Source organism: Pseudomonas sp. yb_2 (assembly GCF_043103905.1).
Taxonomy (GTDB): Bacteria; Pseudomonadota; Gammaproteobacteria; order Pseudomonadales; family Pseudomonadaceae; genus Aquipseudomonas; species Aquipseudomonas alloputida.
In genome coordinates this window covers 75973-101307 of sequence record NZ_JBICKH010000054.1, presented here as the reverse complement: position 1 = coordinate 101307, position 25335 = coordinate 75973, and the positions used below count along the sequence as shown (strand labels likewise).

24 protein-coding genes and 1 tRNA gene are annotated in these 25335 nt (G+C 62.7%); 8 read left to right on the top strand and 17 right to left on the bottom strand.

From position 1 onward, the window contains the following. Positions 1 to 3: 3 nt before the first annotated feature. Positions 4 to 79, bottom strand: a tRNA-Val gene (locus ACF8FB_RS13350). A gap of 216 nt (positions 80 to 295) precedes the next feature. On the opposite strand from ACF8FB_RS13350, the gene rdgC reads away from it, so the two are divergent. Next, positions 296 to 1216: a recombination-associated protein RdgC gene (rdgC, locus tag ACF8FB_RS13345; RefSeq protein ID WP_003252510.1), complete on the top strand. Its 921-nt coding sequence runs from the start codon at positions 296 to 298 to the stop codon at positions 1214 to 1216. Positions 1217 to 1433: 217 nt separating this feature from the next. Next, positions 1434 to 1751 carry a quaternary ammonium compound efflux SMR transporter SugE gene (gene sugE, locus ACF8FB_RS13340; RefSeq protein ID WP_010952753.1) on the top strand — a complete coding sequence of 106 codons (318 nt, stop codon included), beginning with the start codon at positions 1434 to 1436 and terminating at the stop codon, positions 1749 to 1751. A 3-nt stretch (positions 1752 to 1754) separates the two neighbouring features. On the opposite strand, the gene ACF8FB_RS13335 is transcribed toward sugE, so the two are convergent. The 4 genes from ACF8FB_RS13335 to ACF8FB_RS13320 form a co-directional block, all read right to left on the bottom strand. Further along, positions 1755 to 3632, bottom strand: a complete 1878-nt coding sequence (locus ACF8FB_RS13335) for an MFS transporter (protein WP_129933916.1) — start codon at positions 3630 to 3632, stop codon at positions 1755 to 1757. 157 nt (positions 3633 to 3789) lie between these two features. Then, a complete protein-coding gene (locus tag ACF8FB_RS13330) occupies positions 3790 to 4623 on the bottom strand; it encodes an amidohydrolase (protein WP_049587235.1) in 834 nt (277 codons plus the stop codon). 24 nt (positions 4624 to 4647) lie between these two features. Further along, positions 4648 to 5922 carry an MFS transporter gene (locus ACF8FB_RS13325; protein ID WP_010952750.1) on the bottom strand — a complete coding sequence of 425 codons (1275 nt, stop codon included), beginning with the start codon at positions 5920 to 5922 and terminating at the stop codon, positions 4648 to 4650. A gap of 94 nt (positions 5923 to 6016) precedes the next feature. Next, positions 6017 to 6748, bottom strand: coding sequence for a GntR family transcriptional regulator (locus tag ACF8FB_RS13320; protein ID WP_020189988.1), 732 nt, complete (start codon positions 6746 to 6748; stop codon positions 6017 to 6019). A gap of 181 nt (positions 6749 to 6929) precedes the next feature. Here ACF8FB_RS13320 and ACF8FB_RS13315 point away from each other — a divergent pair, with 181 nt between their 5' ends. Together ACF8FB_RS13315 and ACF8FB_RS13310 are read left to right on the top strand one after the other, a co-directional pair. Continuing rightward, positions 6930 to 8108 (top strand): MFS transporter, encoded by a 1179-nt coding sequence (locus tag ACF8FB_RS13315; protein ID WP_010952748.1) that lies wholly within the window; start codon positions 6930 to 6932, stop codon positions 8106 to 8108. A gap of 126 nt (positions 8109 to 8234) precedes the next feature. Then, positions 8235 to 11714 carry a PAS domain-containing hybrid sensor histidine kinase/response regulator gene (locus ACF8FB_RS13310; RefSeq protein WP_010952747.1) on the top strand — a complete coding sequence of 1160 codons (3480 nt, stop codon included), beginning with the start codon at positions 8235 to 8237 and terminating at the stop codon, positions 11712 to 11714. Here the strand turns inward: ACF8FB_RS13310 and rmuC are convergent. Beyond that, positions 11686 to 13059, bottom strand: a complete 1374-nt coding sequence (gene rmuC, locus ACF8FB_RS13305) for a DNA recombination protein RmuC (protein ID WP_392511449.1) — start codon at positions 13057 to 13059, stop codon at positions 11686 to 11688. The genes ACF8FB_RS13310 and rmuC overlap by 29 nt on opposite strands. Before the next feature lie 410 nt (positions 13060 to 13469). After that, complete coding sequence (locus ACF8FB_RS13300; RefSeq protein ID WP_033726417.1) at positions 13470 to 13889, bottom strand: tetratricopeptide repeat protein; 420 nt, start codon at positions 13887 to 13889, stop codon at positions 13470 to 13472. A 950-nt stretch (positions 13890 to 14839) separates the two neighbouring features. Between ACF8FB_RS13300 and ACF8FB_RS13295 the strand changes: the two genes are divergently transcribed. The 3 genes from ACF8FB_RS13295 (at position 14840) to ACF8FB_RS13285 (ending at position 17209) form a co-directional block, all read left to right on the top strand. Beyond that, positions 14840 to 15064, top strand: coding sequence for a hypothetical protein (locus ACF8FB_RS13295; protein ID WP_010952743.1), 225 nt, complete (start codon positions 14840 to 14842; stop codon positions 15062 to 15064). 249 nt (positions 15065 to 15313) lie between these two features. Next, positions 15314 to 15796, top strand: a complete 483-nt coding sequence (locus tag ACF8FB_RS13290) for a hypothetical protein (RefSeq protein WP_392511447.1) — start codon at positions 15314 to 15316, stop codon at positions 15794 to 15796. A gap of 147 nt (positions 15797 to 15943) precedes the next feature. Beyond that, positions 15944 to 17209 (top strand): OmpP1/FadL family transporter, encoded by a 1266-nt coding sequence (locus tag ACF8FB_RS13285; RefSeq protein ID WP_010952742.1) that lies wholly within the window; start codon positions 15944 to 15946, stop codon positions 17207 to 17209. A 41-nt stretch (positions 17210 to 17250) separates the two neighbouring features. Here ACF8FB_RS13285 and ACF8FB_RS13280 read toward each other — a convergent pair whose 3' ends face one another. After that, positions 17251 to 18180 (bottom strand): LysR family transcriptional regulator, encoded by a 930-nt coding sequence (locus tag ACF8FB_RS13280; protein WP_104962402.1) that lies wholly within the window; start codon positions 18178 to 18180, stop codon positions 17251 to 17253. Between the two features lie 114 nt (positions 18181 to 18294). Here ACF8FB_RS13280 and ACF8FB_RS13275 point away from each other — a divergent pair, with 114 nt between their 5' ends. Further along, positions 18295 to 18555, top strand: coding sequence for a DUF2798 domain-containing protein (locus ACF8FB_RS13275; protein WP_049587228.1), 261 nt, complete (start codon positions 18295 to 18297; stop codon positions 18553 to 18555). 135 nt (positions 18556 to 18690) lie between these two features. Here ACF8FB_RS13275 and ACF8FB_RS13270 read toward each other — a convergent pair whose 3' ends face one another. From ACF8FB_RS13270 to cobU, 9 genes are all read right to left on the bottom strand, one after another. Beyond that, entirely contained in the window at positions 18691 to 19242 is a 552-nt protein-coding gene (locus tag ACF8FB_RS13270) for a glutathione peroxidase (protein WP_049587226.1), read from the bottom strand. A 46-nt stretch (positions 19243 to 19288) separates the two neighbouring features. Beyond that, positions 19289 to 19411 carry a hypothetical protein gene (locus tag ACF8FB_RS13265; protein WP_010952738.1) on the bottom strand — a complete coding sequence of 41 codons (123 nt, stop codon included), beginning with the start codon at positions 19409 to 19411 and terminating at the stop codon, positions 19289 to 19291. Next, positions 19408 to 20610, bottom strand: a complete 1203-nt coding sequence (locus ACF8FB_RS13260; protein WP_392511446.1) for an MFS transporter — start codon at positions 20608 to 20610, stop codon at positions 19408 to 19410. The genes ACF8FB_RS13265 and ACF8FB_RS13260 overlap by 4 nt, the downstream gene beginning before the upstream one ends. 62 nt (positions 20611 to 20672) lie before the next feature. After that, positions 20673 to 21077 (bottom strand): MarR family winged helix-turn-helix transcriptional regulator, encoded by a 405-nt coding sequence (locus ACF8FB_RS13255; RefSeq protein ID WP_014592088.1) that lies wholly within the window; start codon positions 21075 to 21077, stop codon positions 20673 to 20675. 62 nt (positions 21078 to 21139) lie between these two features. Continuing rightward, the gene (locus ACF8FB_RS13250) at positions 21140 to 22255 is read right to left on the bottom strand and encodes a glycoside hydrolase family 5 protein (protein ID WP_392511448.1); all 1116 of its coding nucleotides are present in this window, start codon (positions 22253 to 22255) and stop codon (positions 21140 to 21142) included. A 219-nt stretch (positions 22256 to 22474) separates the two neighbouring features. Next, the gene (locus tag ACF8FB_RS13245) at positions 22475 to 23197 is read right to left on the bottom strand and encodes an adenosylcobinamide-GDP ribazoletransferase (protein WP_014860997.1); all 723 of its coding nucleotides are present in this window, start codon (positions 23195 to 23197) and stop codon (positions 22475 to 22477) included. 1 nt (position 23198) lies between these two features. Further along, the gene (locus tag ACF8FB_RS13240; RefSeq protein WP_350298686.1) at positions 23199 to 23765 is read right to left on the bottom strand and encodes an alpha-ribazole phosphatase family protein; all 567 of its coding nucleotides are present in this window, start codon (positions 23763 to 23765) and stop codon (positions 23199 to 23201) included. Further along, entirely contained in the window at positions 23762 to 24817 is a 1056-nt protein-coding gene (cobT, locus tag ACF8FB_RS13235; protein WP_010952732.1) for a nicotinate-nucleotide--dimethylbenzimidazole phosphoribosyltransferase, read from the bottom strand. Before cobT ends, ACF8FB_RS13240 begins: the two co-directional genes overlap by 4 nt. Then, a complete protein-coding gene (gene cobU, locus ACF8FB_RS13230) occupies positions 24814 to 25335 on the bottom strand; it encodes a bifunctional adenosylcobinamide kinase/adenosylcobinamide-phosphate guanylyltransferase (RefSeq protein WP_003252463.1) in 522 nt (173 codons plus the stop codon). The genes cobT and cobU overlap by 4 nt, the downstream gene beginning before the upstream one ends.

Genomic DNA, 25335 nt, shown 5'->3' with positions numbered 1-25335 from the left:
GAGTGGTGGGTGATGACGGGATCGAACCGCCGACCCTCTGCTTGTAAGGCAGATGCTCTCCCGGCTGAGCTAATCACCCTTCGTCTCGGTGTGGCGCGCATTCTACGGAGCGCCCCGCACCCTGGCAAGCACTTTTTAAACTTTTTGCAAAAAAAACCTCAGGCCTTTCAAAGACCTAGCGTTGTCGGGCGATTCTTTCATGCATAAGCCACTGCTGGCCCTCTGACAGGGCTGGCCTGAATTCACCGCTCGGAGAATAATGCCCGCCTTATGCATTAAGGAGAGATTGCCCCTCATGTGGTTCAAGAACCTGCTGACCTACCGCCTGACCCAGGAAGTTCCGTTCGAGCCTGAAGCGCTGGAAGCCGCCCTGGCCAGCAAGCCGGCCCGCCCCTGCGCCAGCCAGGAGCTGACCACTTATGGTTTCGTCGCGCCGTTCGGCAAAGGCGAAGACGCTCCCCTGGTGCATGTCAGCGGCGAGTACCTGCTGATTGCCGCGCGCAAGGAAGAACGCATCCTGCCGAGCAGCGTGGTCAACGACGCGGTCAAGGAGAAGGTCGAAGAGATCGAGACCGAGCAAATGCGCAAGGTCTATAAAAAGGAACGCGACCAGATCAAGGACGAAATCATCCAGGCGTTCCTGCCGCGTGCGTTCATCCGCCGCTCGATGATTTTCGCTGCCATTGCCCCGCGCCTGGGCGTGATCCTGGTCAACTCGGCCAGCGCCAAGCGCGCCGAAGACCTGCTGTCGACCCTGCGTGAAGTGATGGGTTCGCTGCCCGTGCGCCCGGCCACGGTGAAGATTGCGCCAGTGGCCACCATGACCGACTGGGTCAAATCGCAGCAAGCCGCCGAAGGCTTCTATGTGCTGGACGAGTGCGAACTGCGCGACACCGCCGAAGATGGCGGTATCGTGCGCTGCAAGCGCCAGGACCTGACCGGCGAAGAGATCCAGCTGCACCTGAGCACCGGCAAAGTGGTGACCCAGCTGGCCCTGGCCTGGCAAGACAAGCTGTCGTTCATCCTCGACGACAAGATGGTCATCAAGCGCCTGAAGTTCGAAGAGCTGCTGCAGGAGCAGGCCGAGCAGGACGGTGGCGATGAGGCTGCGCAGCAGTTCGATGCCAGCTTCCAGCTGATGATGATGACCTTTGCCGAATTCCTGCCGGTGCTGTTCGAGGCGCTGGGTGGGGAAGAGATCCCGCAAGGGGTCTGATTGGTATGAAATGCCGGTGCTGGCCTGAATCGTTTTCTGCCAGCACCGGCCTCTTCGCGGGTAAACCCGCGCCTGCAAGTGGTAACCCCTTGCAGGCGCGGTCTTGCCCGCAAGGCCGCAGACAGGCACCATGGTGCCCACGGTGAGGACGACCTCACGACGCACCGCGTGACCACTCCGGGGACGGCCCCATCATTCAAACGATGGAGACACACTCATGTCCTGGATCATCCTGTTTTTCGCCGGCCTGTTCGAGGTTGGCTGGGCCGTCGGCCTCAAATACACCGACGGTTTCACTCGACCGCTACCCACTGTCCTTACCGTCGGCGCCATGGTCATCAGCCTGGGCCTGCTGGGCCTGGCCATGAAGGAGTTGCCGCTGGGCACCGCCTATGCCATCTGGACCGGCGTAGGCGCAGTCGGTACGGTCATCGCCGGGATCATTCTGTTCGGCGAGTCCATGGCCCTGGTGCGGCTGGTCAGTGTGGCGCTGATCGTCTGCGGCCTTGTCGGCCTGAAAGTCAGCGCCAGCTAACCCCTATCGCAGAGGGCCGCGCAGGCGGCTGACCTGTTCGCGCAACACCTCAGGCTGCGCCGCCTCCACCGGGACGGCGGCGCCTGCCACGATGGTCACCCGCGACCACAGGCGCTTGAAGAAGCCCTTGGCCGGGTCGCGGCTGAAGAAGCTACCCCACAACCCCTGCAAGGCCAGCGGAATCACCGGTACCGGCGTTTCTTCGAGGATGCGGCTGACCCCACCCTTGAAGACATCGATTTCGCCATCGCCCGTCAGCTTGCCTTCCGGGAAGATGCACACCAGTTCACCATCCGCCAGGTATTCGGCAATGCGCGCGAAGGCCCGCTCGTACGTCGCCTGGTCTTCGTTACGCCCGGCAATCGGGATGGCACCGGCAGTGCGAAACACGAAGTTGAGCACCGGCAGGTTGTAGATCTTGTAGTACATGACAAAGCGGATCGGCCGGCGTATGGCCCCGCCCAGCAGCAACGCATCGACGAACGACACGTGGTTGCACACCAGCAACGCTGCACCTTCGTCGGGGATGCGCTCAAGGTCTCGGTGCTGCACGCGGTACATCGAATGGCTGAGCAGCCAGATCAGGAAACGCATGGTGAACTCGGGCACGATCCTGAAGATATAGGTGTTGACCGCGATATTGAGCAGCGACACCACCAGGAAAAGCTGCGGGATGCTCAGCTTGGCCACGCCTAGCAGGATGATGGTGAGCACCGCCGACACCACCATGAACAAGGCATTGAGGATGTTGTTGGCCGCGATCACCCTGGCGCGCTCGTCCTCGGCCGTGCGGGCCTGGATCAACGCATACAGTGGTACGATGTAGAAGCCGCCGAACACACCCAGGCCAATGATCGACAGCAAGATCCACCAGGCCTGGCTCATGCCCAGCAGTGCCAGCCAGTCGTGCGGCGCTGCTGCAGCCGGTACATCACCGGAGTGCCACCACCACAGCAGGCCGAACAGGGTCAGGCCGAACGAGCCGAACGGCACCAGGCCGATTTCCACCTTGCGTCCACTGAGCCGCTCGCACAACAGCGAGCCCAGGGCAATGCCCACCGAGAACAGGGTCAGCACCAGGGTCACCACCGTGCCATCACCGTGCAGCCAATCCTTGGCATAGGCCGGGATCTGCGTGAGGTAGATGGCGCCGACAAACCAGAACCACGAGTTGCCGACGATCGAGCGCGACACCGCCGGCGGCTGGCCCAGGCCCATGCGCAAGATCACCCACGACTGCTTGAAGATGTTCCAGTCCAGCGGCATCTGCGGCGAGGCGGCAGCCGCCCGAGGGATCCAGCGGCTGGCGAGGTAGCCGAGTACCGCCGTGCCGACCACGCCACCGGCTACCACCGTTGCGTAGCTGTCGGCCGACATCATCATGCCCGCGCCGATGGTGCCGGCGAGGATGGCGAGGAAGGTGCCGGTTTCCACCAGCCCGTTACCGCCCACCAGCTCTTCCTCGCGCAGGGCCTGCGGCAGGATCGAATACTTCACCGGGCCGAACAGCGCCGAGTGGGTTCCCATACCGAACAGCGCCACCAGCATCAGCGCCAGATGGTTGGTGACAAAGCCCAGTGCACCAATCGCCATGATCACGATTTCGGCCAGTTTGATTGCCCGGATCAGCGCATCCTTGGCGAACTTCTCGCCAAACTGCCCGCCCAGCGCCGAAAACAGGAAAAACGGCAGTATGAACAGCAAGGCACACAAGTTGACCCAGATCGATCGGTCACCATCGCCCAGGCTGAGCTTGAACAAAATCGCCAGGATCAGCGACTGCTTGAACAGGTTGTCGTTGAAGGCACCCAGCGACTGAGTGATGAAGAACGGCAGGAAACGCCGCTTGCCGAGCAAGGTGAATTGCGAAGAGTGACTCATCGTCCTTGGTCCTGAGGGCTTTTCAATTGGAGGCTCGCCAAGCGCGCCGGGCCACAAATCTGCATGGGAAATGCGCTGGCTGGCAAGCACCGGCTCAGGCATGACCACGCAAGCTTGCGTTCAAGGACCTGCTGGCAGTTGCAGCACTGGCGCTAGGTCACTCGAAGCCAAACAACGCCCGCGCGGTATCCAGCAACAGTGCCTGGCGCAACTGCGCTGAACAACCCAAGGCCTCGAACTGTTCGACAGCGCTGCCGAAACTGACCTCCGACTCATGCTGGGTATGCGGCCAGTCACTGCCCCACATCAACCGCTCTGCGCCGTAATGGGCTTCCAGCGCGCACAGCGCCTGACGGGCGAATGCCAGGTTCTCCTCCGGCGAGCCCTGCAGCCTGTAGATGCCGGACACCTTCACCCACACCTTGCCCCGACCGCTCAGGGTCAGCAGTTCGGCAAACCCCGGCTGGCCCAGGCCACGGCGGGCATCCGGGCGGCCGAAATGGTCAATCACGATGTCCAGCCCATAGGGCTGCAATGCCCGCACCAGCACTGGAATGTCCGCCACCTGACGGTGCAGTTCCACGTGCCAACCCTGCTCGCCGATGCGCTCCAGCAGGGGCCGCCACTGCGCGCCGGTCAGGTCAGGCATGTCTTGCCCCATGAGGTTGAGGCGTACCCCCCTGACTCCCAATCGGGCCATTTCCGCCAAGGTCGCCTGCTCGACATCCCGCTCCAGCATCACCACCCCGCGCAGTTGCCCTGGCACGGTCTGCAAGGCGCTGAGCAGGTAGCGGTTGTCGGTACCCAGGAAGCTGGGCTGGACCAGTACGCCATGGCTGAAACCATGGGCCCGCAGTTGGCCCAGGTAGTCGCCCAGCGGCGCATCGTAGTTGGGCGCATAACGCCGCTGGCTGGCCAGGTTCAGCCCACGGCTGAACACGTGGGCGTGGCTGTCGATGGCAGTCAGGTGCAAAGCGGGTGCGTCGGGCATGGTTCTCATACAAACAGGTTCAGGTTACTTGGCGACGGCACCGGCCGTTTCCGGCGCAGGTGCAGATTCAAGGTTGCGGCCACGGGTTTCGGGCAGGCACAGGGCTGCAATCACCGCAACGCCATAGGCGATGCCGGCATCGATGCCGATGGCACTGCCCAGCGACATCGACTCGCTCATGTGCCCGACCAGGAACGGGAACACGGCCGACAGCACGCGACCGAAGTTGTAGCAAAAGCCCACCCCGGCGCCGCGCACGTCAGCCGGGTACAGCTCATTGAAAAACGCACCCAGGCTGGCCGGGATGCCGGCGGCGAAAAAGCCCAGCGGGAAGCCGAGGAACAGCATCTGCGTATTGGTCAGCGGGAAGAACACGTAGGCCTGCACGGTCAGTACACAGCACAGGGCGAACAGCAGGATGTTCTTGCGCCTGCCAATACGGTCTATCAGCAGGCCGCTGACCACGCAGCCGCACCAGAAGGCCAGGATGATCACCGCCAGGTAACCGCCCGAGTTCAGCACCGAAAGGTTGCGCTCTGTCTTGAGGAAGGTCGGCAACCAGGTCATCACCGCGTGGTAGCCACCGTGGGCACCCAGGCCGAGCAAGCCGCCCAGCAGGGTCACACGCAGCAGTTCAGGGCGGAAGATGCCAGCCATCGACTGCAAGAAGCTGGAAGGGATGGCTTTTTCTTTCTGCAGGCGCTGGAAGCTGTCCGGCTCAGGCACGTTGCGGCGTACCCAAATGATCAGCAGCGATGGCAGCAGACCGACGAAGAACATCACCCGCCAGGCAAACTCCTGCGGCACCAGCGAGTAGATCAGCATAAACAATGCCACCGCCAGGCCCCACCCCACAGCCCAGGCACTCTGCACTGTACCCATGACCTTGCCGCGATACTTCGGGTTGATGGTTTCGGCCATCAGCACAGCGCCGGCTGCCCATTCGCCACCGATGCCAAAGCCTTGCATGGCCTTGACGAACAGCAACGGGTAGAAGCCGGTGACGAACGCCGAAAGAAAGGTGAAGAACGAAAACCAGAGAATCATCCATTGCAGGGTACGCACGCGACCATAGCGGTCGGACAGTGTGCCACCCAGCCAGCCGCCGATTGCCGAGGTCACCAGGGTCAGGCCACTGATCAGGCCGGCATCGCCCTTGGTCAGGGAGAACGCGGCGATCAGCGCGGGGATGGCCAGGCCGAACATCTGCACTTCCAGCGCATCGAGCGACCAGCCGCCGAAACAGGCCCAGAATGTCTTGCGTTCCCGTGAGGTGATCTCGCGATACCAGCTGAACATGATTGTTATCCTTCTAGTCGTGGGTGTGACGGGCAGGCGAAGCCACTGCGCCGTGGCAGCACGGCGCAGACAGGTGAAGGGTGAAGCGACCGGTTTAACGAATGTCGATGCGGTAGCGGAAGTGCTGCGCATGGCCGCGCGAGCGGCGCCATTCCAGAGGTTTGCCGGCGTAATCGCGGGCCAGGCGCTCGATCACGACCACCGGGCTGTCGGCCGGCAGTTGCAGCAAGCGGCCATGCACCGCGTCGACCGCTTCGGCGGTCAGGGTTTCTTCGGCGTAGGCGACCACCTGACCGCACAGCGCTTCGTAGATCGGGTACAGCAGCGGGCCCTCGCTGTTCAGATCCACGTCCAGCAGCGGCTGGAAGGTTTGGCGCGGCAGCCAGATTTCTTCGGCCAGCACCGGCTGCGCGCCGAGCAGACGTGTGCGAATGATGCGGATCACTTCTGCCTCCCCTGCCAGGCCCAATGCCTCGGCCACCGCGGAAGGCGCCGGCAGCGACTCGATGGAGAGAATGCGGCTTTCCGGCACTATGCGCTCGCCATTGGCGGCCTCGAAACGGAAGAAGCGGAACAGCGACGACTGGAACTGTGGGCGGCGAATGAAGGTGCCGCGGCCCTGCTGGCGCTCCAGCACGCCTTCGGCCACCAGGACATCGACGGCCTTGCGCACGGTACCGATCGACAGGTCGAACTCGGTGGCCAAGGCTGCCTCGGTCGGGATCGCTTCCCCCGGGCGCCAGCGGTTGTTGGCAATTTGCGCGACCATGTGGTCGCGCAGTTGTTGGTAGCGGGGCAGTCGAGCATCACCGGTCAATGGGTGCATGGGTCTCGCTCTCGTCTTGTTATATAAACATATATATGAATTTTTCGAGAGTATTCCCTGAGCCTGTCGGGCTGTCAATCCTCCGCCTGTCGCCCTTTGGTAGGCGAAACAGCCTTGTGTCGGGAGGACCGCATGTGGCTTATGCTTGTGCTCGGCAAACCCGCACAACAAGGACGTGGCAATGCTCGCCGCCATAAAACGCTACCCGCACACCGTTCGCCTGCTGCTCACCACCACCTTCACGCTTACCGTCGCCCGCGCCCTCACCCTGCCCTACCTGGTGGTTTACCTGGCTGACAATTTCCAGCTGCCGATCAGCCAGATCGGCCTGCTGATCGGTGGCGCGCTGATCGTTGCCTCGCTATTGAGTCTGTACGGTGGTCATCTGGTCGACACCTTGAGCAACCACACGCTGGTCAGCGCCAGTACCCTGCTGTTCGCCCTGGCCTTCGTCGGCGCGGTCGCCAGCCGTTCGGCACTGCCGTTCTTCTTTTGTCTGGTGTTGATCAACCTGGCCCTGGCAGTGGTCGACATCGCCGCCAAGGCAGGCTTCTGCGCGTTACTGCCGGTGGATGAGCGGGCCGAGGTATTCGCCATCAAGTACACCCTCAGCAACGTCGGCTACGCCGCCGGCCCGTTGCTGGGCGTGGCCATGCTTGAACTGAACGACCATGTGCCGTTCCTCGCCTCTGCGCTGCTTGGCCTGGCCATGTGCCTGGCTTATTGGCGCCTGGGTGATCGCAGCCTGCAGGCCAGCGCGCCGGACAAACCTGCGGCCGGCTTCGGCCAAGTGGCGCTGGGGCTGGCGCGGGATCGTCGGCTGGTGTGCTTTACCGTGGGCGGGGTGCTGAGCGCGGTAGTGTTCGGCCAGTTCACCGCCTACCTGTCCCAGTACCTGGTGGTCACCAGCAACCCGGCCGAAGCGGCACGGCTGATCGGCTATCTGGTCACCACCAACGCCGTGACGGTCATTGCCTTGCAGTACCTGATTGGCCGGCGTATCAGCCGCCAGCGCCTGATGCCGTGGCTGTTGGCCGGCATGGGCCTGTTCATCGCCGGCTTGCTGGGTTTTGCGCTGGCAGGCTCGGTACTGGCCTGGTGCCTGGCGATGCTGGTGTTCACGCTGGGCGAAATCATCGTGATCCCGGCCGAGTACATGTTTATCGACCTGATCGCACCGGAGCACTTGCGCGGGGTGTATTACGGCGCGCAGAACCTGTCCAACCTGGGGGCGGCGCTGGGCCCGGTGATGGTGGGTTTTGCACTGGTACACCTGTGGCCGGGGGCAGTCTTCTACCTGCTGGTGTTGTCGGTGATACTGGCAGGGGTGTTCTATTGGTTGGGTACCCGAAGGGGTTGATGTTGCCTGTTCCGGCCCATTCGCGGGTGAACCCGCTCCTACAACCATCGTCTGCGCTGACGAAGCGGCACTTGCGTGCCAGACTGATTGATCGGGACCGCGTTACCTTTTTGCTTCGGAGTCTTCATGTCGTTGTCCAGCGGGCTGATCGCCGTGGTCGCCCTGGCCTATATGGCCATCATGTTCGCCATCGCCTTCTATGGCGACCGCCGCAGCACGCCATTGCCGCCAAAGCTGCGTGCCTGGGTGTACAGCCTGTCGCTGGCCGTGTACTGCACCAGCTGGACCTTCTTCGGCGCGGTCGGCCAGGCCGCCGAACAGCTTTGGGCGTTCCTGCCCATCTACCTGGGCCCGGTACTGCTGCTGATCTTCGCCCCTTGGGTGCTGCAGAAGATGGTGCTGATCAGCAAGCAGCAGAACATCACCTCGATCGCCGACTTCATTGCCGCGCGCTACGGCAAGTCGCAGACCCTGGCAGTGGTGGTGGCACTGATCTGCCTGGTCGGTGTGCTGCCGTATATCGCCTTGCAGCTCAAGGGCATCGTACTGGGCGTGAACCTGCTGATCGGCGCCAACGCCGACGCCACCGGCACCCGCGTGCAGGACACCGCGCTGGTGATATCGCTGGTACTGGCGCTGTTCGCCATCGTCTTCGGTACCCGCAGCCTGGATGTGACCGAGCACCACCGCGGCATGGTCCTGGCGATCGCCTTCGAATCGCTGATCAAGTTGCTGGCGTTCCTTGCCGTGGGCATCTTCATCGTTTTCAACCTGTTTGACGGTTTCGACGACCTGTTCAGCCAGGCCCGCCAGTCGATCCACTTGCAGGACTATTGGAAAGAAACCATCAATTGGCCTTCCATGGTGGTGCAAACCGCCGTGGCGATGATGGCAATCATCTGCCTGCCCCGACAGTTCCACGTTACCGTGGTGGAGAACATCGAACCGCAGGACTTGCGCCTGGCGCGCTGGGTATTCCCGATGTACCTGGCACTGGCCGCGCTGTTCGTGGTGCCGATTGCCCTGGCCGGGCAGATGCTGCTGCCCGGCACGGTGATCTCCGACTCGTTCGTCATCAGCCTGCCCCTGGCCGAGGCGCACCCGAGCCTTGCCCTGCTGGCGTTCATCGGCGGTGCCTCGGCGGCTACCGGCATGGTGATCGTCGAGGCCGTGGCGTTGTCGACCATGGTGTCCAACGACATGCTGCTGCCCTGGCTGCTGCGCCGCAACAACGCCGAGCGGCCTTTCGAAGCGTTCCGCCACTGGATGCTTTCGGTACGCCGGGTAACCATCGTGGTGATCCTGCTGCTGGCCTATGTCAGCTACCGCCTGCTGGGTTCCACCGCCAGCCTGGCGACCATCGGCCAGATTGCCTTTGCCGCTGTGACCCAGCTCACCCCAGCCATGCTTGGCGCGCTGTACTGGAAGCAGGCCAACCGTCGCGGTGTGTTCGCCGGCCTGGCCGCTGGCATTTTCCTGTGGTTCTACACCTTGGTGCTGCCGATTGCCGCGCACAGCCTGGGCTGGTCGTTGCAGTTGTTCCCTGGCCTGGCGTGGCTGCACGGCAACCCGCTGAACCTGCCGATCAGTCCACTGACCCAAGGTGTGGTGCTGTCACTGGCGGGCAACTTCACCCTGTTCGCCTGGGTTTCGGTGCTGTCGCGCACGCGGGTTTCCGAGCACTGGCAGGCCGGCCGGTTCATTGGCCAGCAGACCAGCGCGCGGCCCAGCAGCAAGCCGCTGCTGGCGGTGCAGATCGACGACCTGCTGACCCTGGCCTCGCGCTTTGTCGGGGAAGAGCGCGCACGGCAGAGCTTCATCCGCTTTGCCTACCGCCAGGGCAAGGGTTTCAACCCTAACCAGAACGCCGATGGCGACTGGATCGAGCACACCGAGCGCCTGCTGGCCGGGGTGCTCGGTACCTCGTCGACCCGCGCGGTGGTCAAGGCGGCCATCGAAGGCCGCGACATGCAACTGGAAGACGTGGTGCGCATCGCTGACGAAGCCAGTGAGGTGCTGCAGTTCAACCGCGCCCTGCTGCAAGGCGCCATCGAGAACATCAACCAAGGCATCAGCGTGGTCGACCAGAACCTGCACCTGGTGGCCTGGAACCGCCGCTACCTGGAACTGTTCAACTACCCGGACGGACTGATCAGCGTTGGGCGACCGATTGCCGACATCATCCGCTACAACGCCGAGCGCGGCCTGTGCGGCCCCGGCGAGGCACAGGTGCATGTGGCGCGGCGGCTGCACTGGATGCGCCAGGGCCGCGCGCACTCCTCCGAGCGGCTGTTCCCCAATGGCCGGGTGATCGAGCTGATCGGCAACCCGATGCCGGGCGGTGGCTTTGTCATGAGCTTCACCGACATCACCCCGTTCCGCGAGGCCGAGCAGGCCCTGCGCGATGCCAACGAACGCCTTGAGCAACGCGTGGCGGAGCGCACCCACGAACTGTCGCAGTTGAACCAGGCGCTGTCCGAAGCCAAGAGCCAGGCCGAAGCGGTGAGCAACTCCAAGACCCGCTTCCTGGCCGCCGTCAGCCATGACCTGATGCAACCGTTGAACGCCGCACGGCTTTTCTCTGCCGCCTTGTCGCAACAGGCCGAGGGCATGAACGAAGAGGCCCGGCAGTTGGTACAGCACATGGACAGCTCGCTGCGCTCGGCTGAAGAGCTGATCAGCGACCTGTTGGACATCTCGCGCCTGGAAAACGGCAAGATCACCCCGGATGCCAAACCCTTCGCCCTCAACGAACTGTTCGACACCCTGGGCGCCGAGTTCAAGCTGCTGGCGGCCGAGAAAGGCCTGGAGTTCCGCCTGCGCGGCAGCCGCCTGCGGGTGGACAGCGACATGAAACTGCTACGCCGGGTGCTGCAGAACTTCCTCACCAATGCCCTGCGCTACGGCAAGAGCCCGATCCTGCTGGGCGCGCGCCGACAGGGCGAGCGCCTGTGGCTGGAGGTCTGGGACCGTGGCCCGGGCATTGCTGACGACAAGCTGCAAGTGATCTTTCAGGAGTTCAAGCGCCTGGACAGCCACCAGACCCGTGCCGAGAAGGGGCTAGGCTTGGGCCTGGCCATTGCAGACGGTCTGTGTCGGGTGCTGGGGCATCCGCTGGAAGTGCGCTCATGGCCAGGCAAGGGCACGGTGTTCCGCGTCAGCGTACCGATTGCACGCCAGGCCGCCGCGGCGCCAAGCACGCCCGTGGAACAACAGGGCGGCCAGCCACTGGCCGGGCTGCAAGTGCTATGCGTGGACAACGAAGACAGCATCCTGATCGGCATGAACAGCCTGCTGAGCCGCTGGGGTTGCCAGGTATGGACCGCGCGCAACCAGGCCGAATGCGAAGCCCTGCTGGCCAAAGGCATGCGCCCGCACCTGGCATTGGTGGACTACCACCTGGACGACGGCGAGACCGGCACCGGGCTGATGGGCTGGCTTCGAGCACGGCTGGGTGAGCCGGTACCCGGTGTAGTGATCAGCGCCGACGGCAGCAAGGAAACCATCGCCCTGGTACATGCATCAGGGCTGGACTACCTGGCCAAACCGGTCAAGCCTGCGGCCTTGCGCGCCCTGCTCAATCGCCATCTGAGCCTGGCTCAGTAACCGCTACCTCGGGCAGCGCCTCATCGGACAGCGCCCGCTCCAGCAGGTCTGCCGGCAAGCTCTTGCTGGCACGGGCGCCCAGCAGCTTAAGCTGCTCGCTACGGCTAACCAGGTTGCCACGCCCTTCGCACAGCTTGTTGCGCGCTGCCGCATAAGCCTTGTCCACCTGCTGCAAGCGGCTGCCCAGTTCGTCCAGGTCCTGAATGAACAGCACGAACTTGTCGTAGAGCCAGCCGGCCCGCTCGGCAATTTCGCGGGCGTTCTGCCCTTGACGCTCCTGCTTCCACAGGCTGTCGATAACCCGCAAGGTGGCCAGCAACGTGGTAGGGCTGACAATCACGATCTGCCGGTCGAAGGCCTCCTGGAACAGGTTCGGCTCGGCCTGCAGGGCCGCCGAAAAGGCCGCCTCGATGGGCACGAACAACAACACGAAGTCCAGGCTGTGCAGGCCTTCGAGGCGGCTGTAGTCCTTGCTCGACAGGCCTTTGACGTGGCTGCGCAGCGACTGCACATGCTGCTTGAGCGCAACTTCGTCGTTGCCGGCAACGAACTGCTGGTACGCCGTGAGGCTGACCTTGGCGTCCACCACCACCTGCTTGTCGCCGGGCAGCATGATCAGCACATCCGGCTGGAAACGCTCACCATCGGCGCTTTTCAGGCTGACCTGGGTCTGGTATTCGCGGCCCTTTTCCAGGCCGGCATGTTCCAGCACACGTTCGAGGATAAGCTCACCCCAGTTACCCTGGGTTTTCTGGCCCTTCAAGGCCTGGGTAAGGTTGGTGGCTTCGTCGGACAGGCGCAGGTTGAGCTGTTGCAGGCGCTCCAGCTCCTTGCCCAGCGAGAAGCGCTCGCGGGCCTCTTGCTGGTAGCTTTCCTCCACGCGTTTTTCGAAGGCCTGGATGCGCTCCTTGAGCGGGTCGAGCAACTGGCCAAGGTGCTGCTGGCTGGTCTGGGCGAAGCGCTGCTCGCGTTCGTCGAAAATCTTGGTGGCCATGTCGGCGAACTGGGCGCGCAAGGTGTCACGGGCCTCCTGCAGGTCTTCCAGGCGTTGCTGGTGGCTTTCCTGCTGTTCACGCAGCTCTGCGTCCAGGCGCGCGGTTTGCGCCTCCAGGCGACGCAGTTCGGCTTCGCGATTGGCGCGCTCAAGGCTCCAGGCGTGGGCGGCATCACGGGCGTTGTCGCGATCGATCTGCAGCAGCTCCAGCTCACGGCCTTGGGCGGCCAACTGGGCCTGCTTGACGGCGTTGGCCTCACTGAGGTCGCTGACCTCGTCGCGACTGGCGTCCAGTTGCGCCTGCAGGCCAGCCTGGGCCAGTTGGGCTGCATTGAGGCGTTCTTCGAGCAAGGCCTGCTCAGCTTGCCATGCGCCCTGGCGGCGCTGCACCTGCATGACCCACACCAGGCAGGGTATTGCGCCTGCCACCAAGCCCAGCAGAATGCTGGCCAGATCCACTGTCATGCTTACCCCGAACGCTCTGATGCAAATTGAGTGCAGCTTATCAGCCTGATGGGTGTGTTGCCTGCATCCGCCTCTTCGCGGGCAAGCCCACTGCGCAAGCCTGAAGGCAGAGGTAATGCCTGCACGGTCGCCCGTAGGGGCGGGTTCACCCGCGAAGAGGCCGGACCTGCTGGCCAATCCCCACCGGCCGTCCACCGTTGCCGCCGCCACCGTATTCGCGGGTAAACCCGCTCCTACCACGGAGGTAAACACACATCAGTGATTGCTCGCGAATGGGCCCGCGCAGGCAACAAGGCTCAGGCAGGAAACCACTGTCGCAGCAACCGCCGCGCTTCCTGCGATCCCTGCCCTGCCGCAAGCTCAAGCCAATAGCGCGCCTGCTCCGGCTCGTTGTGCTGACACAGCCGGGCGTACTCCAGCTGCGCCCGCCGATCCCCTGCGCGGGCAGCCTGACGCAGCAGCTCATGGCCTATACGCCGGTCACGGGCGTTGCCACAATCTCGGCACAGCATCTGCCCCAGGCGGCTCTGCGCCACAACCACACCTTGGCGCGCCGGCTGCTTCAACAAGCGCCCGGCCAGGTGCTTGACCTGAGGGTTGTCGCCCAGGCGCGGACTGTCGAGCAACCACAGGGCCACTTTCAGGGAAAAGCGTTTGGCGGGAGGTGCAGGTGTCGATGCAGCGGGGCTGGAAAGGTGTTTACCGCGAAACTTCATGAGCAACAGGTTTGGTAACTCGAAAGGCGCGCCACTCTACTCTTTTTTTTTCGCCCTGGCCTGTCGATTTCTGAAGGATTGAAAAAAAATTCAATGATCTTTTCTTGACGTTTTCAGGTGGATGACCAACCGGTCTGTTGGAGCATGGCGATTGTCGGACAGTCCATCCCATTGCTGGCACGCCCGTGCTAGAGCAAGCGCTCGGGACAATCCACAGTTCCTGTGGATAACTCGGTGGACAACCCCCTCTCATACCCCTCAAACCCCCGTGAAATGGGGGCTTTGGTCAAACTGACGATTTTTTCACCAGCTAAAAATAGTGTTTTTTTTCATTGACTTAACCACGCAGTCAAGGCATTGGCGAGGCTGCTGGGTGGTGTTGCCAAGCCGTTACAAGCGCTGCCCCGAATGTGAACAAGTGCACCATAAACCTCCATTTGGGTGCACGAAAAGGGCACATCGGACGGCATTTGGGCCATTTGCCCCCTCTTCCCAGCAGCGAAAATTCGCGCCATACTGCGCGGCTCACCTGAACAAACGTAGTGCTTGCCAAACACCTTCGCTTCCGGTAAGGTGCCCCTCGTTAGTACCAAGCTGAAAGTCAATTCTGGCCGCAAGCGTCCTTGCAGGCTCGCTCCCCCCAAGAGCGTCCCTGCTGAAACAAGGACCGGCCCATTCAATGATTCCCTCGCCAGCCTTACGCTGCGCAAGCACGAATCACATGACAGATTGATCAGGATCCCACCTCGACGGCCTAGAACCTTGGCCCCGGCGTGCTGCCTGCCTTCCGAAGTACCTACCAGTCAGCCCAAGCGCCTACATTTGATTGCGCCCCCTCTGGCTGCCCTGTTCCAGTCAGGTTCGTTCGTCCCTTAATAAAGGCGTCACTGGAACGTTTCTATCATGCACGGATCATAACCCCCGTGTTTAAAGCAGGAACCTCCAACAATATGCAAACTCATCATCAGATTCAGGCTGCCATTGGCACCCTCTCCCAGGCCTTCTCGCCGTTGAAGTGCCTTATCGTTGCCCCACGCAAGGGCAGCTTCAGCTTTACCTTGGTAGACGAACACGGCGTTGCCTGCCACACCGAACGCCTGTACCACGAGCAGTACAGCCGCCATGAACCGCTGCAGGCGGTGATCGCCCGGACGCGTCAGTCGCTCACCGCGTGACCGGCGAATACCGGGGTATTCAAGCGCTGAATCCTCCGATCGCAAGACTGCCTGAACGCCTTTGGCGTAATTGCCTTAGGGCATATAGCCCAGAGCATCAGGCAGTAATCGATTTAAAAACAGCTCTTTACACCACGATTATCACACTACACTTCAACTCGAGCGGTGCTTTCCGCTCCCGGCGGGCCTGATCATTCACCAGCTGCCAAGCTCCAGCGCCCGTCCGGCCCTTACCTGCTCGAGGGCATCATGGGTATTGCGGCGAATGAATTGTGTCAGTATGTGATCCGACCCACCCTGGTCTACCTGAACCGTCACTGCGCCAGCGCCGAAGCCTTGCTCCTGGGTATCGCTGCCAGCCAGTCAGCACTCGGCTCAGCCCTGCACGACCGACGCGGGCACGGCCTCTACCGCATCGGCGAACATCGTCACCAGGCGCTCTGGGACGAATTCCTGGCCCGTGACCCCGACCTCGCCAGCCTGGTCCGCGGCCTGGCCAGCCAGCACGCCTTCCTTGGTGGCCCGCACCTGGAGCTCACCGTCAACCTGCGCTATTCCACTGCCATTGCCTGGATGCTCATCGAAGAGCAGGCCACCCCATTGCCTGCGGCGGACGATCTGCTGGCACTGGCGCGTATCTGGCGACAGATTTTCAACCCCCAGGGTCGTCTGCGCGACTTCACCCATGCCTGGCATGCCTGCATAGATCAGAAATTGCCACAGGTATCTTGAGACGCGTCCTACAAGTAAACCGGAAAAAATGGAATTTTGGTCGGATTGTCCTACAAAATCGCTCTAACTCCTGCGATTGAGCCTATAGCGCAGCGCGTGATTTGTTGGTAGCTTTTCGCCCCGGAGATCCCAAGGAGTTTTCTAATAATGAAAAAAGTAATGCTCAAAACCTCCCTCGGCGTAGCCGTTGCGCTTGCTTCCAGCCAACTGTTCGCCAGCGGCTTCGCGCTCAACGAACAGAGCATCAGCAGCATGGGGACAGGTTTCGCGGGACGTTCTTCCTCTGCCGAAGATGCCAGTACCGTATTCGGCAACCCGGCCGGCATGTCCCGCCTCAAGCGCGAACAATTCACCGTGGGCGGCGCTGCCGTCATCGCCAAAACCGACATATCGGGCCCAGGCAGCAACCTCGGGGGGGAAACCGATGGTGACATGGTGCCTGTCGTTGGCGTACCCATGGGTTACTACGTCAAACCGATCGATGACCACTGGAGCGTCGGTTTCGGTATCTACGTACCGTTCGGCCTGGTAACCGACTATGGCAGCGATGATGCCGCGCGTTACTGGGGCAAGAAGAGCCACGTACAGGTTGTCACCTTCCAGCCGACTGTCAGCTATGCCTTCAACGACAAGGTCTCGATCGGTTTTGGCCCAACCATCAACCGCATCGAAGGCGAACTGGGCTCTAGCCTGATCAACCCGTTCACCCCGGGCCGTAACGACGGCGAAGTGAAGATCAAGGGCGACGATACAGCCGTTGGCTACAACATCGGCATCCTGGTACAGGCCACCGACCGCACCCGCGTAGGCCTCACCTACCACTCGATGGTCGACTACGAGCTCGAGGGCAAGACCCGTGTCAGCACCCCGCTGATCGGGCCATTCAACGGCAACAAGTTTGACGCCAGCCTGAAGATCAAGACGCCAGAATCCGTCGACCTTTCGGTTACCCATGAGCTGGATGACCAGTGGACCCTGTACGCAGGCAGCACCTGGACGCGCTGGAGCCGCCTGGAAAACATCACCGTGCAAAACGATGTCCCGGCGCCACTGGCAGGTTCGGCGTTCCAGACCATCACCGAAGAGCAGAACTGGCATGACACCTGGGCTCACGCCATTGGTGCATCGTACAAGGTCAACAAGGAGTGGGTACTGCGTACCGGCTTCACCGTCGACCAGTCGCCAACCAACAACCACGACCGCTCGCCGCGCATCCCGACTGGCGACCGCCGGATTTTCAGCCTCGGGGCCGGCTGGAGCCCGAACGACGACATGACCATCGACGTCGCGTACTCCTACCTGTGGGAGGAAGACACCAAGGTCAATCAGGTCAGCGCAACCAAAGGCAGCTACCAGGCCAAGTACGAGAACAGCGCTCACGGTATCGGTGCATCCCTCACCTACCGCTTCTGATTCCTGTGCGTTACATGAAAACCGCCTTCGTGGCGGTTTTTTCATGCCTGCACTTGCCAGCTGTCGCCCAGGCATTCGCGCAGGTAGTCCATGAAAGCGCGCACCTTGGTGGTCATGGCAAAGCGATCGGCCAGGCACAGGTAGATGTCCATGGGCTCGGTCTGGGCGTAAGCCTGGCTGCTGTCGCAGTATTCGAACAGCGGCACCAAGGCCCCCGATGCCAGGTGCGGTCGCACGATGAACTCGGCCAGACGGGTGATGCCACCATCGTGCAGGGCCATCTGGGTCAGGGCATCGATATCGTCGCTGATCAATACACTGCCGAATTCCGCTTCGAAGCGCAGGCCGTCCCGCATGAAGCCCCAGCGCAGGAAACGGCCATCCACCGGATAGCGAAACACAAGGCAACGGTGCCCGCGCAAGGCCTCGGGCGTGGCAGGTACACCAGCACTTTGCAGGTAACCGGGTGAGGCACAACAAATGAACGGGATGCGGGCGATGCGCCGGGCCAGCAGCTGGTCTTCGAGCTGCGGGGCAATGCGCAGGCTCACGTCAACGTCTTCACGGGCATGGTTAACCCGACGATCAGTCGTTACCAACTCTATCGAAAGTAAAGGGTAGCGGGCACTGAAAGCAGGTATCAACGGCGCCAGCACATGGCGCCCAAAGGCAGAGGTCGAGGCGATGCACAGCCGCCCCTGAGGCTCGCTGTCGGGTGTTGTCACTGCCTGTTCGGCCAGGGCCAGATCACGCTCGATATGCTTTACACGCTCGTAATACTGGGCGCCAGATGGCGTCAGGGCCATGCTGCGTGTGGTTCGGCTGAGCAGGCGTACTTGCAGGTGGCCTTCCAGCCGCGCCAGGTTCTGGCTGACGGCTGCCGGACTGAGGCCGAGAATACGGGCACCAGCAGCGATGCTACCGGCCTCGACCACCTTGATGAAGCAGCGAATGGCGTTGAGCAGGTCCATGGTGAGCGCTTGGATTCGTAAGAATTTCTTTATAAAGAACTCAATGCTGCCGGTCTACAGCTGTAGGCGCGCAGGTTGCTAATCTGCGCTTCCACTCAGCTTTCAGGAGTTCGCATGAGCAATCTGTCCCGGTCGCGCGGTCGACGTAAATTGCACCCGGTCGCTACACCCTACGTTTTCGCGTTCTACATGTCGTCAATCATGGCGCTGTTGATGTGCTTCGTGATCACGGCGGCCAATGCCGGGTTTACCCCTGAGTATCTGGGCAATGTGCTCAAGGCCTATCAGTTGGCGATGCCGGTGGCATTTGTGTGTGTGCTGGTGGTCCGGCCGGTGGTGGTACGGTTGGTGGCTATTACCGTGCATGCACGGTGAAGTGCCCCGCAGCCAGCCACTTCCTGTGCTTGATCTTGATCCCGCAACTTCAGGAGAACGGCCTCCTGAAGTCGCAATCTGCGTCGCCTGAACTGCCTCGCGCTTTAAAGCAACGCCGCAGCAAGCGCAGCCTGGTCACGGCTGTGAGGCAATGGCCTTTTCGATAGCAGCGCGGAACGCGGGATCATCCGGTTTGGTCAGGCTGGAGAAGTTACCGATCACCTTGCCCTTGCGATCGACAACATACTTGTAGAAATTCCACTTCGGCGCACTGCTTTGGCTGGCCAGCTCCGCAAACAGCGGTATCGCATCCTTGCCCCGCACCGCCTGTGTCTTGGTCATGGTGAAGGTGACACCGTAGTTGGCATAGCAAACCTTGGCAGTCTTCTCACTGTCGGCGTCTTCCTGCTTGAAGTCATTGGACGGCACGCCGAGCATTTCCAGGCCTTGCTCGTGATATTCCTTGTACGTCGCCTCGAGCCCCTCGAACTGCGGGGCAAAACCGCAATAACTGGCAGTGTTCACCACCACGAGCGGCTTGCCGGCAAAGCGCTCGCAGAGGTCGACCTGCCCCTTACCGCGCAACTCCGGCAGGCTGCCCTGCAACAACGCAGGGCAATCTGCAGCCCAGCTCGATGTACTGGCAAGCAGGGCCAGCACCGGCACCGTCAACCAATGTGCACGCATGACTCGTTTCTCCCGCATGACAATCCTTGAGCTTGCAGGGTAGCGCCTAACACACACTCATGCCCAGTTGCATCAGCGCCATCCCACCCTGATGCCAGCCCCACCACACCAGTGCCAGCAGCAACAGAGCGGCAATAGCCAACAGGCCGCGTATCAGGTAGCGGTTCATACAGCCTGGGCCTGAAGGCGTGAAACCGGACGTTCGCGCACCGGCCAGTTAAGGGCAGCGGCCAGCAAGCTGAGCAGGATGGAAATCTGCCAGACCAGGTCGTAGCTACCGGTGCGGTCATACACTATCCCACCCAGCCAGCCCCCCAGGAACGCGCCCAACTGATGGAACAGGAACACGATACCGCCGAGCATGGACAGGTTGCGCACCCCGAACACGGTGGCCACGGTCCCATTGGTCAGCGGTACCGTGGACAACCACAGAAGGCCCATGGCAATACCGAACAGGTAAGCACTGAACTCGCTCACCGGCGCCCACAGGAACAGCACGATCACCACCGCACGCAGCAGGTACAACCCGGTCAGCAGGCGCGGCTTGGACATGCGCCCGCCCAACCAGCCAGCGGTGAAGGTACCGACGATGTTGAACAGGCCGACCAGCGCCAGCACTGTCGTACCGGTGGCCGCAGCCAGATGCTGGTCAACCAGGTAGGCCGGCAGGTGCACGCCAATGAATACGACCTGGAAGCCACAGACAAAAAAGCCCAGTGCCAGCAACCAGAAGCCGGAGTGCGTGCACGCCTCGCGCAGCGCCTGGCCCAGGGTCTGCTCGGCACCGTGACTGGGTAACGGGCGATCGCGCAGCAGACAGACGAAAGGCACGATGAACGCCACCAAAAGGCCCAGTACCAGCAACGCTGCCGACCAGCCCAGCCACTGAATCAGGCCTTGGGTGCCCGGCAACATGGCGAACTGGCCGAACGACCCGGCGGCGCTGGCGATCCCCATGGCAATGCTGCGCTTTTCGGCCGGCACTGCACGCCCGACCACACCGAGGATGACCGAGAACGACGTGCCGGACAGGCCGATGCCGATCAGCAAGCCCGCACTCAGCGACAACGACCAGGGCGAATCAGCCAAGCCCATCAAGATCAAGCCGACGGCATAGAGAATACCGCCGATGATGACCACCCGCGCTGCGCCAAGCCGGTCGGCCAAGGCGCCAGCGAACGGCTGCGCCAGGCCCCAGATCAGGTTCTGCAGGGCAATGGCGAAGGCAAACACCCCACGCCCCCAGCCAAAATCAGTACTCATCGGCTCCAGAAACAGGCCAAAGCCGTGCCGTACGCCCAGAGACAGCGCCAGTATCAAGGCCGCCCCCACCAACACCCATCCGCTGGTTCGCCACACCGAAGTCATTGTCGTTATCTCCAGCACATCGCAAGGTTTACGGGTATATACCCGCTTATAGTCGTATCAAATCAGGCCAGTTGTTCCAGCAGTCGCACCAGTTCATCCCGCTGCCCCACCCCGAGCCGTTCAACCAGCTCTTTCTGGGCCTGCTCCCAGGCCGGGTGGGCAACGTGCAGCAGTTGCTTACCCGCCGCGGTCAACAGCACCACGCGGTTACGCTGGTCGTCGCCCTCGCCCAGTGCTACCAGCCCATCCGCCTCCAGCACACGCAGGTTGCGGCCCAGGGTACTGCGCTCGAGCCCCATGGCTTCAGCCAGGGCTGTGATGCTGGGTCGGTCGAGCCGCTGCAGGTGCCGCAGCAGGGAAAACTGGGCGACATTGACCCCGAAGCCGGCAAGGGCTTCGTCGTAATGCCGGCTCACGCCGCGGGCGGCGCGACGCAGGTGGGTACAGATGCATTCACTGGTCAGCATGGATACGTGTATATACCCGCGTACGGAGTGTTGCAAGAAGTTTCACGAAAGATTGAGAAGCGTCAGTCCGGGTTCAAGCGCCTGCGGATCGGCTCGAACTCAACCGTGGCCTTGCGCGCCAAGGGGTCCGGCGCGCCCTGCTCGACCGCCTGCCAGTAGCGCCACGGCACCTTCGCCGTGCCCAGCTCGTAGTCCATGCCATCCCAGTTGTCTTCACGAAAGCTATAGAACGCCCAGTGCAACCGGTTGCGATCCAGCACGACGAGTACATCTTCAAGGTACTGCCGACAACCCGGCAGCCTGCGCATGCAGCCAAACTCGCCCACCACCAGACGAGAAAGCGGCAGCCCCATGGCCTCGGCCCATGCCAGCGGCTGGCGCAAGTAGCCTTCAACTCGCCGCCCATCCCACAGCTGTGTCTGCCCGGCAAAAGATACGGGGCCTGGATAGGCGATGGGCTGTTTGCGCGCCATGTTCGGCGCACTGGTTGCGGCATAGGGCTCATACATGTGCACGCTGTACAGCACTCGCGGGTCTTCCAGCGGCACCGGCCAGTAGCCGAACGCGTCTGCGCCTGCATACCAGCCGGCATCGACCATGATCGGCGTATCAGCGTCTTCTTCGCGGATGGCCGCTATCAGTTGCCGGTACAGCAAGGGCAGATCGCGCGCACCGCCCTGCGCTTGCGCATACCACTGCTGCATCTGCCCGAGTTCGGCATGTTCAGCCAGGCCACCCTGTTTCTCCGGTGCTGGCTCATTGATCAGGTTGTAGGCCGCGATGGCCGGATGACTTTTCAGTTCGCGCGCCATATCTCGCCAGAACGCCGCAGCCTGGGACCAGTAGCGTTTGTCTTGCCACAGGCGATCATCGAACTGGCCCTGGTTGTTTTGCGACCAGCGCATACCCGGTAGCGAGAGTGGCGCGATGACCACCTTGAGCCCCGCCTGGTGCGCCCGGTCGAGGGTGGCACGCAGCACCGCCAGGTCGGCGTCGGACAGGCCTTCATAGGTATCGGCGCTGCCAAGGAGGAAATCACGTTTCACCGGATGCCATTTGTCGTACGACAGCCGCACCCATGTGGCGCCGTACCCCCTCAGGGCATCGAAGTAGGCTTGATCGGGTGGCAGCCGGTTGAAGCTGTTGCCGCCGTGGCGTGGGGTGTCCCAGAACGCCATGAGATCTGCAGCAGTGGCTGGGAGGGTGGACAGGACCAATAGACTGGCAAAGATCCAGTGACGCACGGGAAGCCTACCTGGTTGCTGGGGGGAGGCTGAGGATACGCCGACAAGCAAGAGGCAGGCGCTACCGGACCGTTTCTGGAAGTTACTGGCCCCCTCCCCCCGTATGGCCTGCTGCGAAAGCACTGCAAAGCGGCCCCGAAAGGGCCGTCCAGCTCAAAGCCCCAGCGCCAAACCGAGTACGACGGCCAGCTCCAGCAGCTCCAGCAACGCACCGGCGGTATCACCGGTGGTCCCGCCCAGGCGCCGGCACATCAGATGCCGCAACCAGGCAAACACCGCCAGCGCCAGCAGCACGCTCCATCCGCCCAGGAAGAGGCAGAACAGCACACAAACCAGCAATACCCACCCTGCTGCGCGCCGGGGCATATGTTCGGCCAACGCCTGGCCCAACCCGCCAGGTCGCACATAAGGTGTACAAAGGAACAGACCCAACATCGCCGCCCGCCCGATCAACGGCGCCAGCAGCAATTGCGCCCCGATGCCCTGCCCGACCAGCACCCACAATGCGCAAAACTTCAGCAACAACACCAAGACCAGCGTGACCACGGCAATCGGCCCACTGCGCGGGTCTTTCATGATCCGCAAGGTGCGCTCACGGTCGCCGAAACCACCGAGCCAGGCGTCGGCACTGTCCGCCAGGCCATCCAGGTGCAAGGCACCACTGAGCAGTACCCACAACGTCAGCAGCAAAGCCGCATGCAGCGGCGACGGCGTACCCTGTAGCAGATGACTGGCCAACCACAGCAGCAAGCCGAACAGCAGCCCGACCAGCGGGTAGTACAGCAGCGAACGCCCTACCTCGCGCGGTGCCGGCATGCCCGGCAGGCTCACCGGCAGGCTGCTGAGAAACTGCAGGGCGATCCAGAACGGCAACATCTCAGGGCGCCTCGACCAGTTGCCCATCGCCACCCGGCACCAGCCGCATCAACGCGCCATGGCCAACCTCGACCTGCAGCAACTGCTCCCTGGGCAAGCCACGGGCACGGGCCAGTAACAGCCGCATCACGCCGCCATGGGTCACCAGCAGCACGCGCTTGCCGGCATGCTGAAGGCGCAAACGCTCGACAGCCGCCAGCACCCGTTCGGCAAACGCCTCGACCGGCTCGCCATTGGGCGGTGTGAAGGCGTAAGGGTCGGCCCAGAAACGGCCCAGTGCATCGGCCTGGTGCTCCATGATCTGCGCGGCACTTTGGCCCTCCCAATCACCGAAGTGCAGTTCCTGCAGGGCGGGCTCACGCTGCACAGGCAGGTTCAACTGCGCACCCAGCTCATCGGCAAAGCGCCCACAGCGTTGCAGCGGCGAGCTGACCAGCACCTGCCACGGGCCGGCGTCTGCCACGGCGCCGCGCATTTGCGCCCAGCCCTTGTCGGTCAAGGCATCATCAAGGCTGCCACGCAGGCCGCCCTGTTCCGTTTCACCATGGCGCAGCAAGTCGAGGATCATGCCGGGCGGTCCGCCACCGCGGCCTCGGCAAAGGTCGCCATCTGCCCATGCAGTGCACAGGCCAGGCGCAACAGCGGCACCGCCAATGCAGCGCCACTGCCCTCACCCAGGCGCAAGCCCAAGGCCAGCAAGGGCTCGGCCTGCAGCGCAGCAAGCAAGGTCTTGTGCCCAGGCTCAGCCCCCTGGTGAGCGAACAACAGCCAGGCTCGACACTGCGGGTTGAGGCGCACTGCCACGAGCGCAGCGACACTGCAGATAAAGCCATCCACCAGCACCGTGACACCCGCCTGCGCGCAACCGAGGTAGGCCCCCGCCAACGCCGCGATCTCGAAACCGCCAACACAAGCCAGTGCCTGCAACGGGTCTTCAGCACGCAGGCCATGCAGGCGCAGCGCCCTCTCAATGACTTCAGCCTTGTGCTGCACGCCGGCGTTGTCCAGGCCGGTGCCAGGGCCGCTCAGCTCCGATGCCGGACAACCCAGCAGAACGCTGGCCAAGGCTGCGGCGGCTGTGGTGTTACCGATGCCCATCTCGCCACCGATGAACAGCTGTGCGCCCTGTTCGGCAGCGCGCTGGGCACTGTCGCGACCAGCCTGCAAGGCCGCTTGCAGCTGGTTTTCGGTCATCGCAGGTTGACGGGCAAAGTTGGCAGTACCGGTGCCCAGCCGCAGATGGCGCACGCCGGGCAGTTCCAGCTGCGCGTCAATGGTGCCCAGGTCGACCACGTCCAGGCTGGCCTGCAGCTGCCGCGCCAGCACACTGATCGCCGCGCCCCCGCCGACGAAGTTGCGTAGCATCTGCCCGGTTACCGCCTGCGGATAGGCCGAGATGCCCTCTTCGACCACGCCGTGGTCGCCGGCAAAAATGGTGATGGCGACCTGATCGAGCGTGGGTCGTTCAAGCCCCTGAAGGCCAGCCAGCTGAATCGCCAGCGCTTCAAGTTGGCCGAGCGAGCCAGCAGGTTTGGTCAGTTGCTGCTGACGGGCGCGGGCCTGGTCCATGGCGGCGTTGTCGAGGGGTTGGCAGGCGTCACGCCACCAGGCTTGGGTCATAGTGCAGGTCCTTTGAGGATTAAGGGCAGGCCGGCCACGGTCAGCACGACACGCTGACAGCGTTCGGCCACCGCCTGGTGCAGCCAGCCGGCCAGGTCGACATAGCGCCGGGTCAGCTCGCCCATGGGCACGACGCCCAGGCCGGTTTCGTTACTGACCAGGATAAGGGTGCCAGGTAACTGTTCCAGGCACGCCAGCAGGGCATCACGCTCCTCGGCCAGGCGCTGGTCATCTTCCAGCATCAACAAATTGGTCAGCCACAGGGTCAGGCAATCCACGAGCAGGCAGCGCCCTTCGGCCGCTTCGGCGCGCAGTACCGCGGCCAGGGCCAAGGGCTCTTCGATCAACCCCCAGTCATCCGGCCGGCGCTGACGGTGCAGCAACACGCGTTCGTTCATTTCGCCATCCAGCGGCTGGCTGGTGGCGATGTAGGTCACCGGTAAGCCGCTGGCGCTGGCCAGTTGTTCGGCCAGACGGCTTTTGCCAGACCGGGCGCCGCCGAGAATCAGGTTACGCAT

What these genes read in the sequence shown, in the direction of transcription:
- ACF8FB_RS13245 (WP_014860997.1), bottom strand. Translation starts at nt 23,197, where the DNA reads ATGTTGCCGTTCTGGATCGCCCTGCAGTTTCTCAGCAGCCTGCCGGTG.
- sugE (WP_010952753.1), top strand. Translation starts at nt 1,434, where the DNA reads ATGTCCTGGATCATCCTGTTTTTCGCCGGCCTGTTCGAGGTTGGCTGG.
- ACF8FB_RS13280 (WP_104962402.1), bottom strand. Translation starts at nt 18,180, where the DNA reads ATGGACCTGCTCAACGCCATTCGCTGCTTCATCAAGGTGGTCGAGGCC.
- ACF8FB_RS13265 (WP_010952738.1), bottom strand. Translation starts at nt 19,411, where the DNA reads ATGAACCGCTACCTGATACGCGGCCTGTTGGCTATTGCCGCTCTGTTG.
- ACF8FB_RS13315 (WP_010952748.1), top strand. Translation starts at nt 6,930, where the DNA reads ATGCTCGCCGCCATAAAACGCTACCCGCACACCGTTCGCCTGCTGCTC.
- ACF8FB_RS13250 (WP_392511448.1), bottom strand. Translation starts at nt 22,255, where the DNA reads ATGGCGTTCTGGGACACCCCACGCCACGGCGGCAACAGCTTCAACCGG.
- ACF8FB_RS13330 (WP_049587235.1), bottom strand. Translation starts at nt 4,623, where the DNA reads ATGCCCGACGCACCCGCTTTGCACCTGACTGCCATCGACAGCCACGCC.
- ACF8FB_RS13240 (WP_350298686.1), bottom strand. Translation starts at nt 23,765, where the DNA reads ATGATCCTCGACTTGCTGCGCCATGGTGAAACGGAACAGGGCGGCCTG.
- ACF8FB_RS13295 (WP_010952743.1), top strand. Translation starts at nt 14,840, where the DNA reads ATGCAAACTCATCATCAGATTCAGGCTGCCATTGGCACCCTCTCCCAG.
- ACF8FB_RS13270 (WP_049587226.1), bottom strand. Translation starts at nt 19,242, where the DNA reads ATGCGTGCACATTGGTTGACGGTGCCGGTGCTGGCCCTGCTTGCCAGT.
- cobU (WP_003252463.1), bottom strand. Translation starts at nt 25,335, where the DNA reads ATGCGTAACCTGATTCTCGGCGGCGCCCGGTCTGGCAAAAGCCGTCTG.
- ACF8FB_RS13255 (WP_014592088.1), bottom strand. Translation starts at nt 21,077, where the DNA reads ATGCTGACCAGTGAATGCATCTGTACCCACCTGCGTCGCGCCGCCCGC.
- ACF8FB_RS13320 (WP_020189988.1), bottom strand. Translation starts at nt 6,748, where the DNA reads ATGCACCCATTGACCGGTGATGCTCGACTGCCCCGCTACCAACAACTG.
- ACF8FB_RS13335 (WP_129933916.1), bottom strand. Translation starts at nt 3,632, where the DNA reads ATGAGTCACTCTTCGCAATTCACCTTGCTCGGCAAGCGGCGTTTCCTG.
- ACF8FB_RS13275 (WP_049587228.1), top strand. Translation starts at nt 18,295, where the DNA reads ATGAGCAATCTGTCCCGGTCGCGCGGTCGACGTAAATTGCACCCGGTC.
- ACF8FB_RS13325 (WP_010952750.1), bottom strand. Translation starts at nt 5,922, where the DNA reads ATGTTCAGCTGGTATCGCGAGATCACCTCACGGGAACGCAAGACATTC.
- ACF8FB_RS13285 (WP_010952742.1), top strand. Translation starts at nt 15,944, where the DNA reads ATGAAAAAAGTAATGCTCAAAACCTCCCTCGGCGTAGCCGTTGCGCTT.
- ACF8FB_RS13310 (WP_010952747.1), top strand. Translation starts at nt 8,235, where the DNA reads ATGTCGTTGTCCAGCGGGCTGATCGCCGTGGTCGCCCTGGCCTATATG.
- ACF8FB_RS13300 (WP_033726417.1), bottom strand. Translation starts at nt 13,889, where the DNA reads ATGAAGTTTCGCGGTAAACACCTTTCCAGCCCCGCTGCATCGACACCT.
- ACF8FB_RS13260 (WP_392511446.1), bottom strand. Translation starts at nt 20,610, where the DNA reads ATGACTTCGGTGTGGCGAACCAGCGGATGGGTGTTGGTGGGGGCGGCC.
- cobT (WP_010952732.1), bottom strand. Translation starts at nt 24,817, where the DNA reads ATGACCCAAGCCTGGTGGCGTGACGCCTGCCAACCCCTCGACAACGCC.
- ACF8FB_RS13290 (WP_392511447.1), top strand. Translation starts at nt 15,314, where the DNA reads ATGGGTATTGCGGCGAATGAATTGTGTCAGTATGTGATCCGACCCACC.
- rdgC (WP_003252510.1), top strand. Translation starts at nt 296, where the DNA reads ATGTGGTTCAAGAACCTGCTGACCTACCGCCTGACCCAGGAAGTTCCG.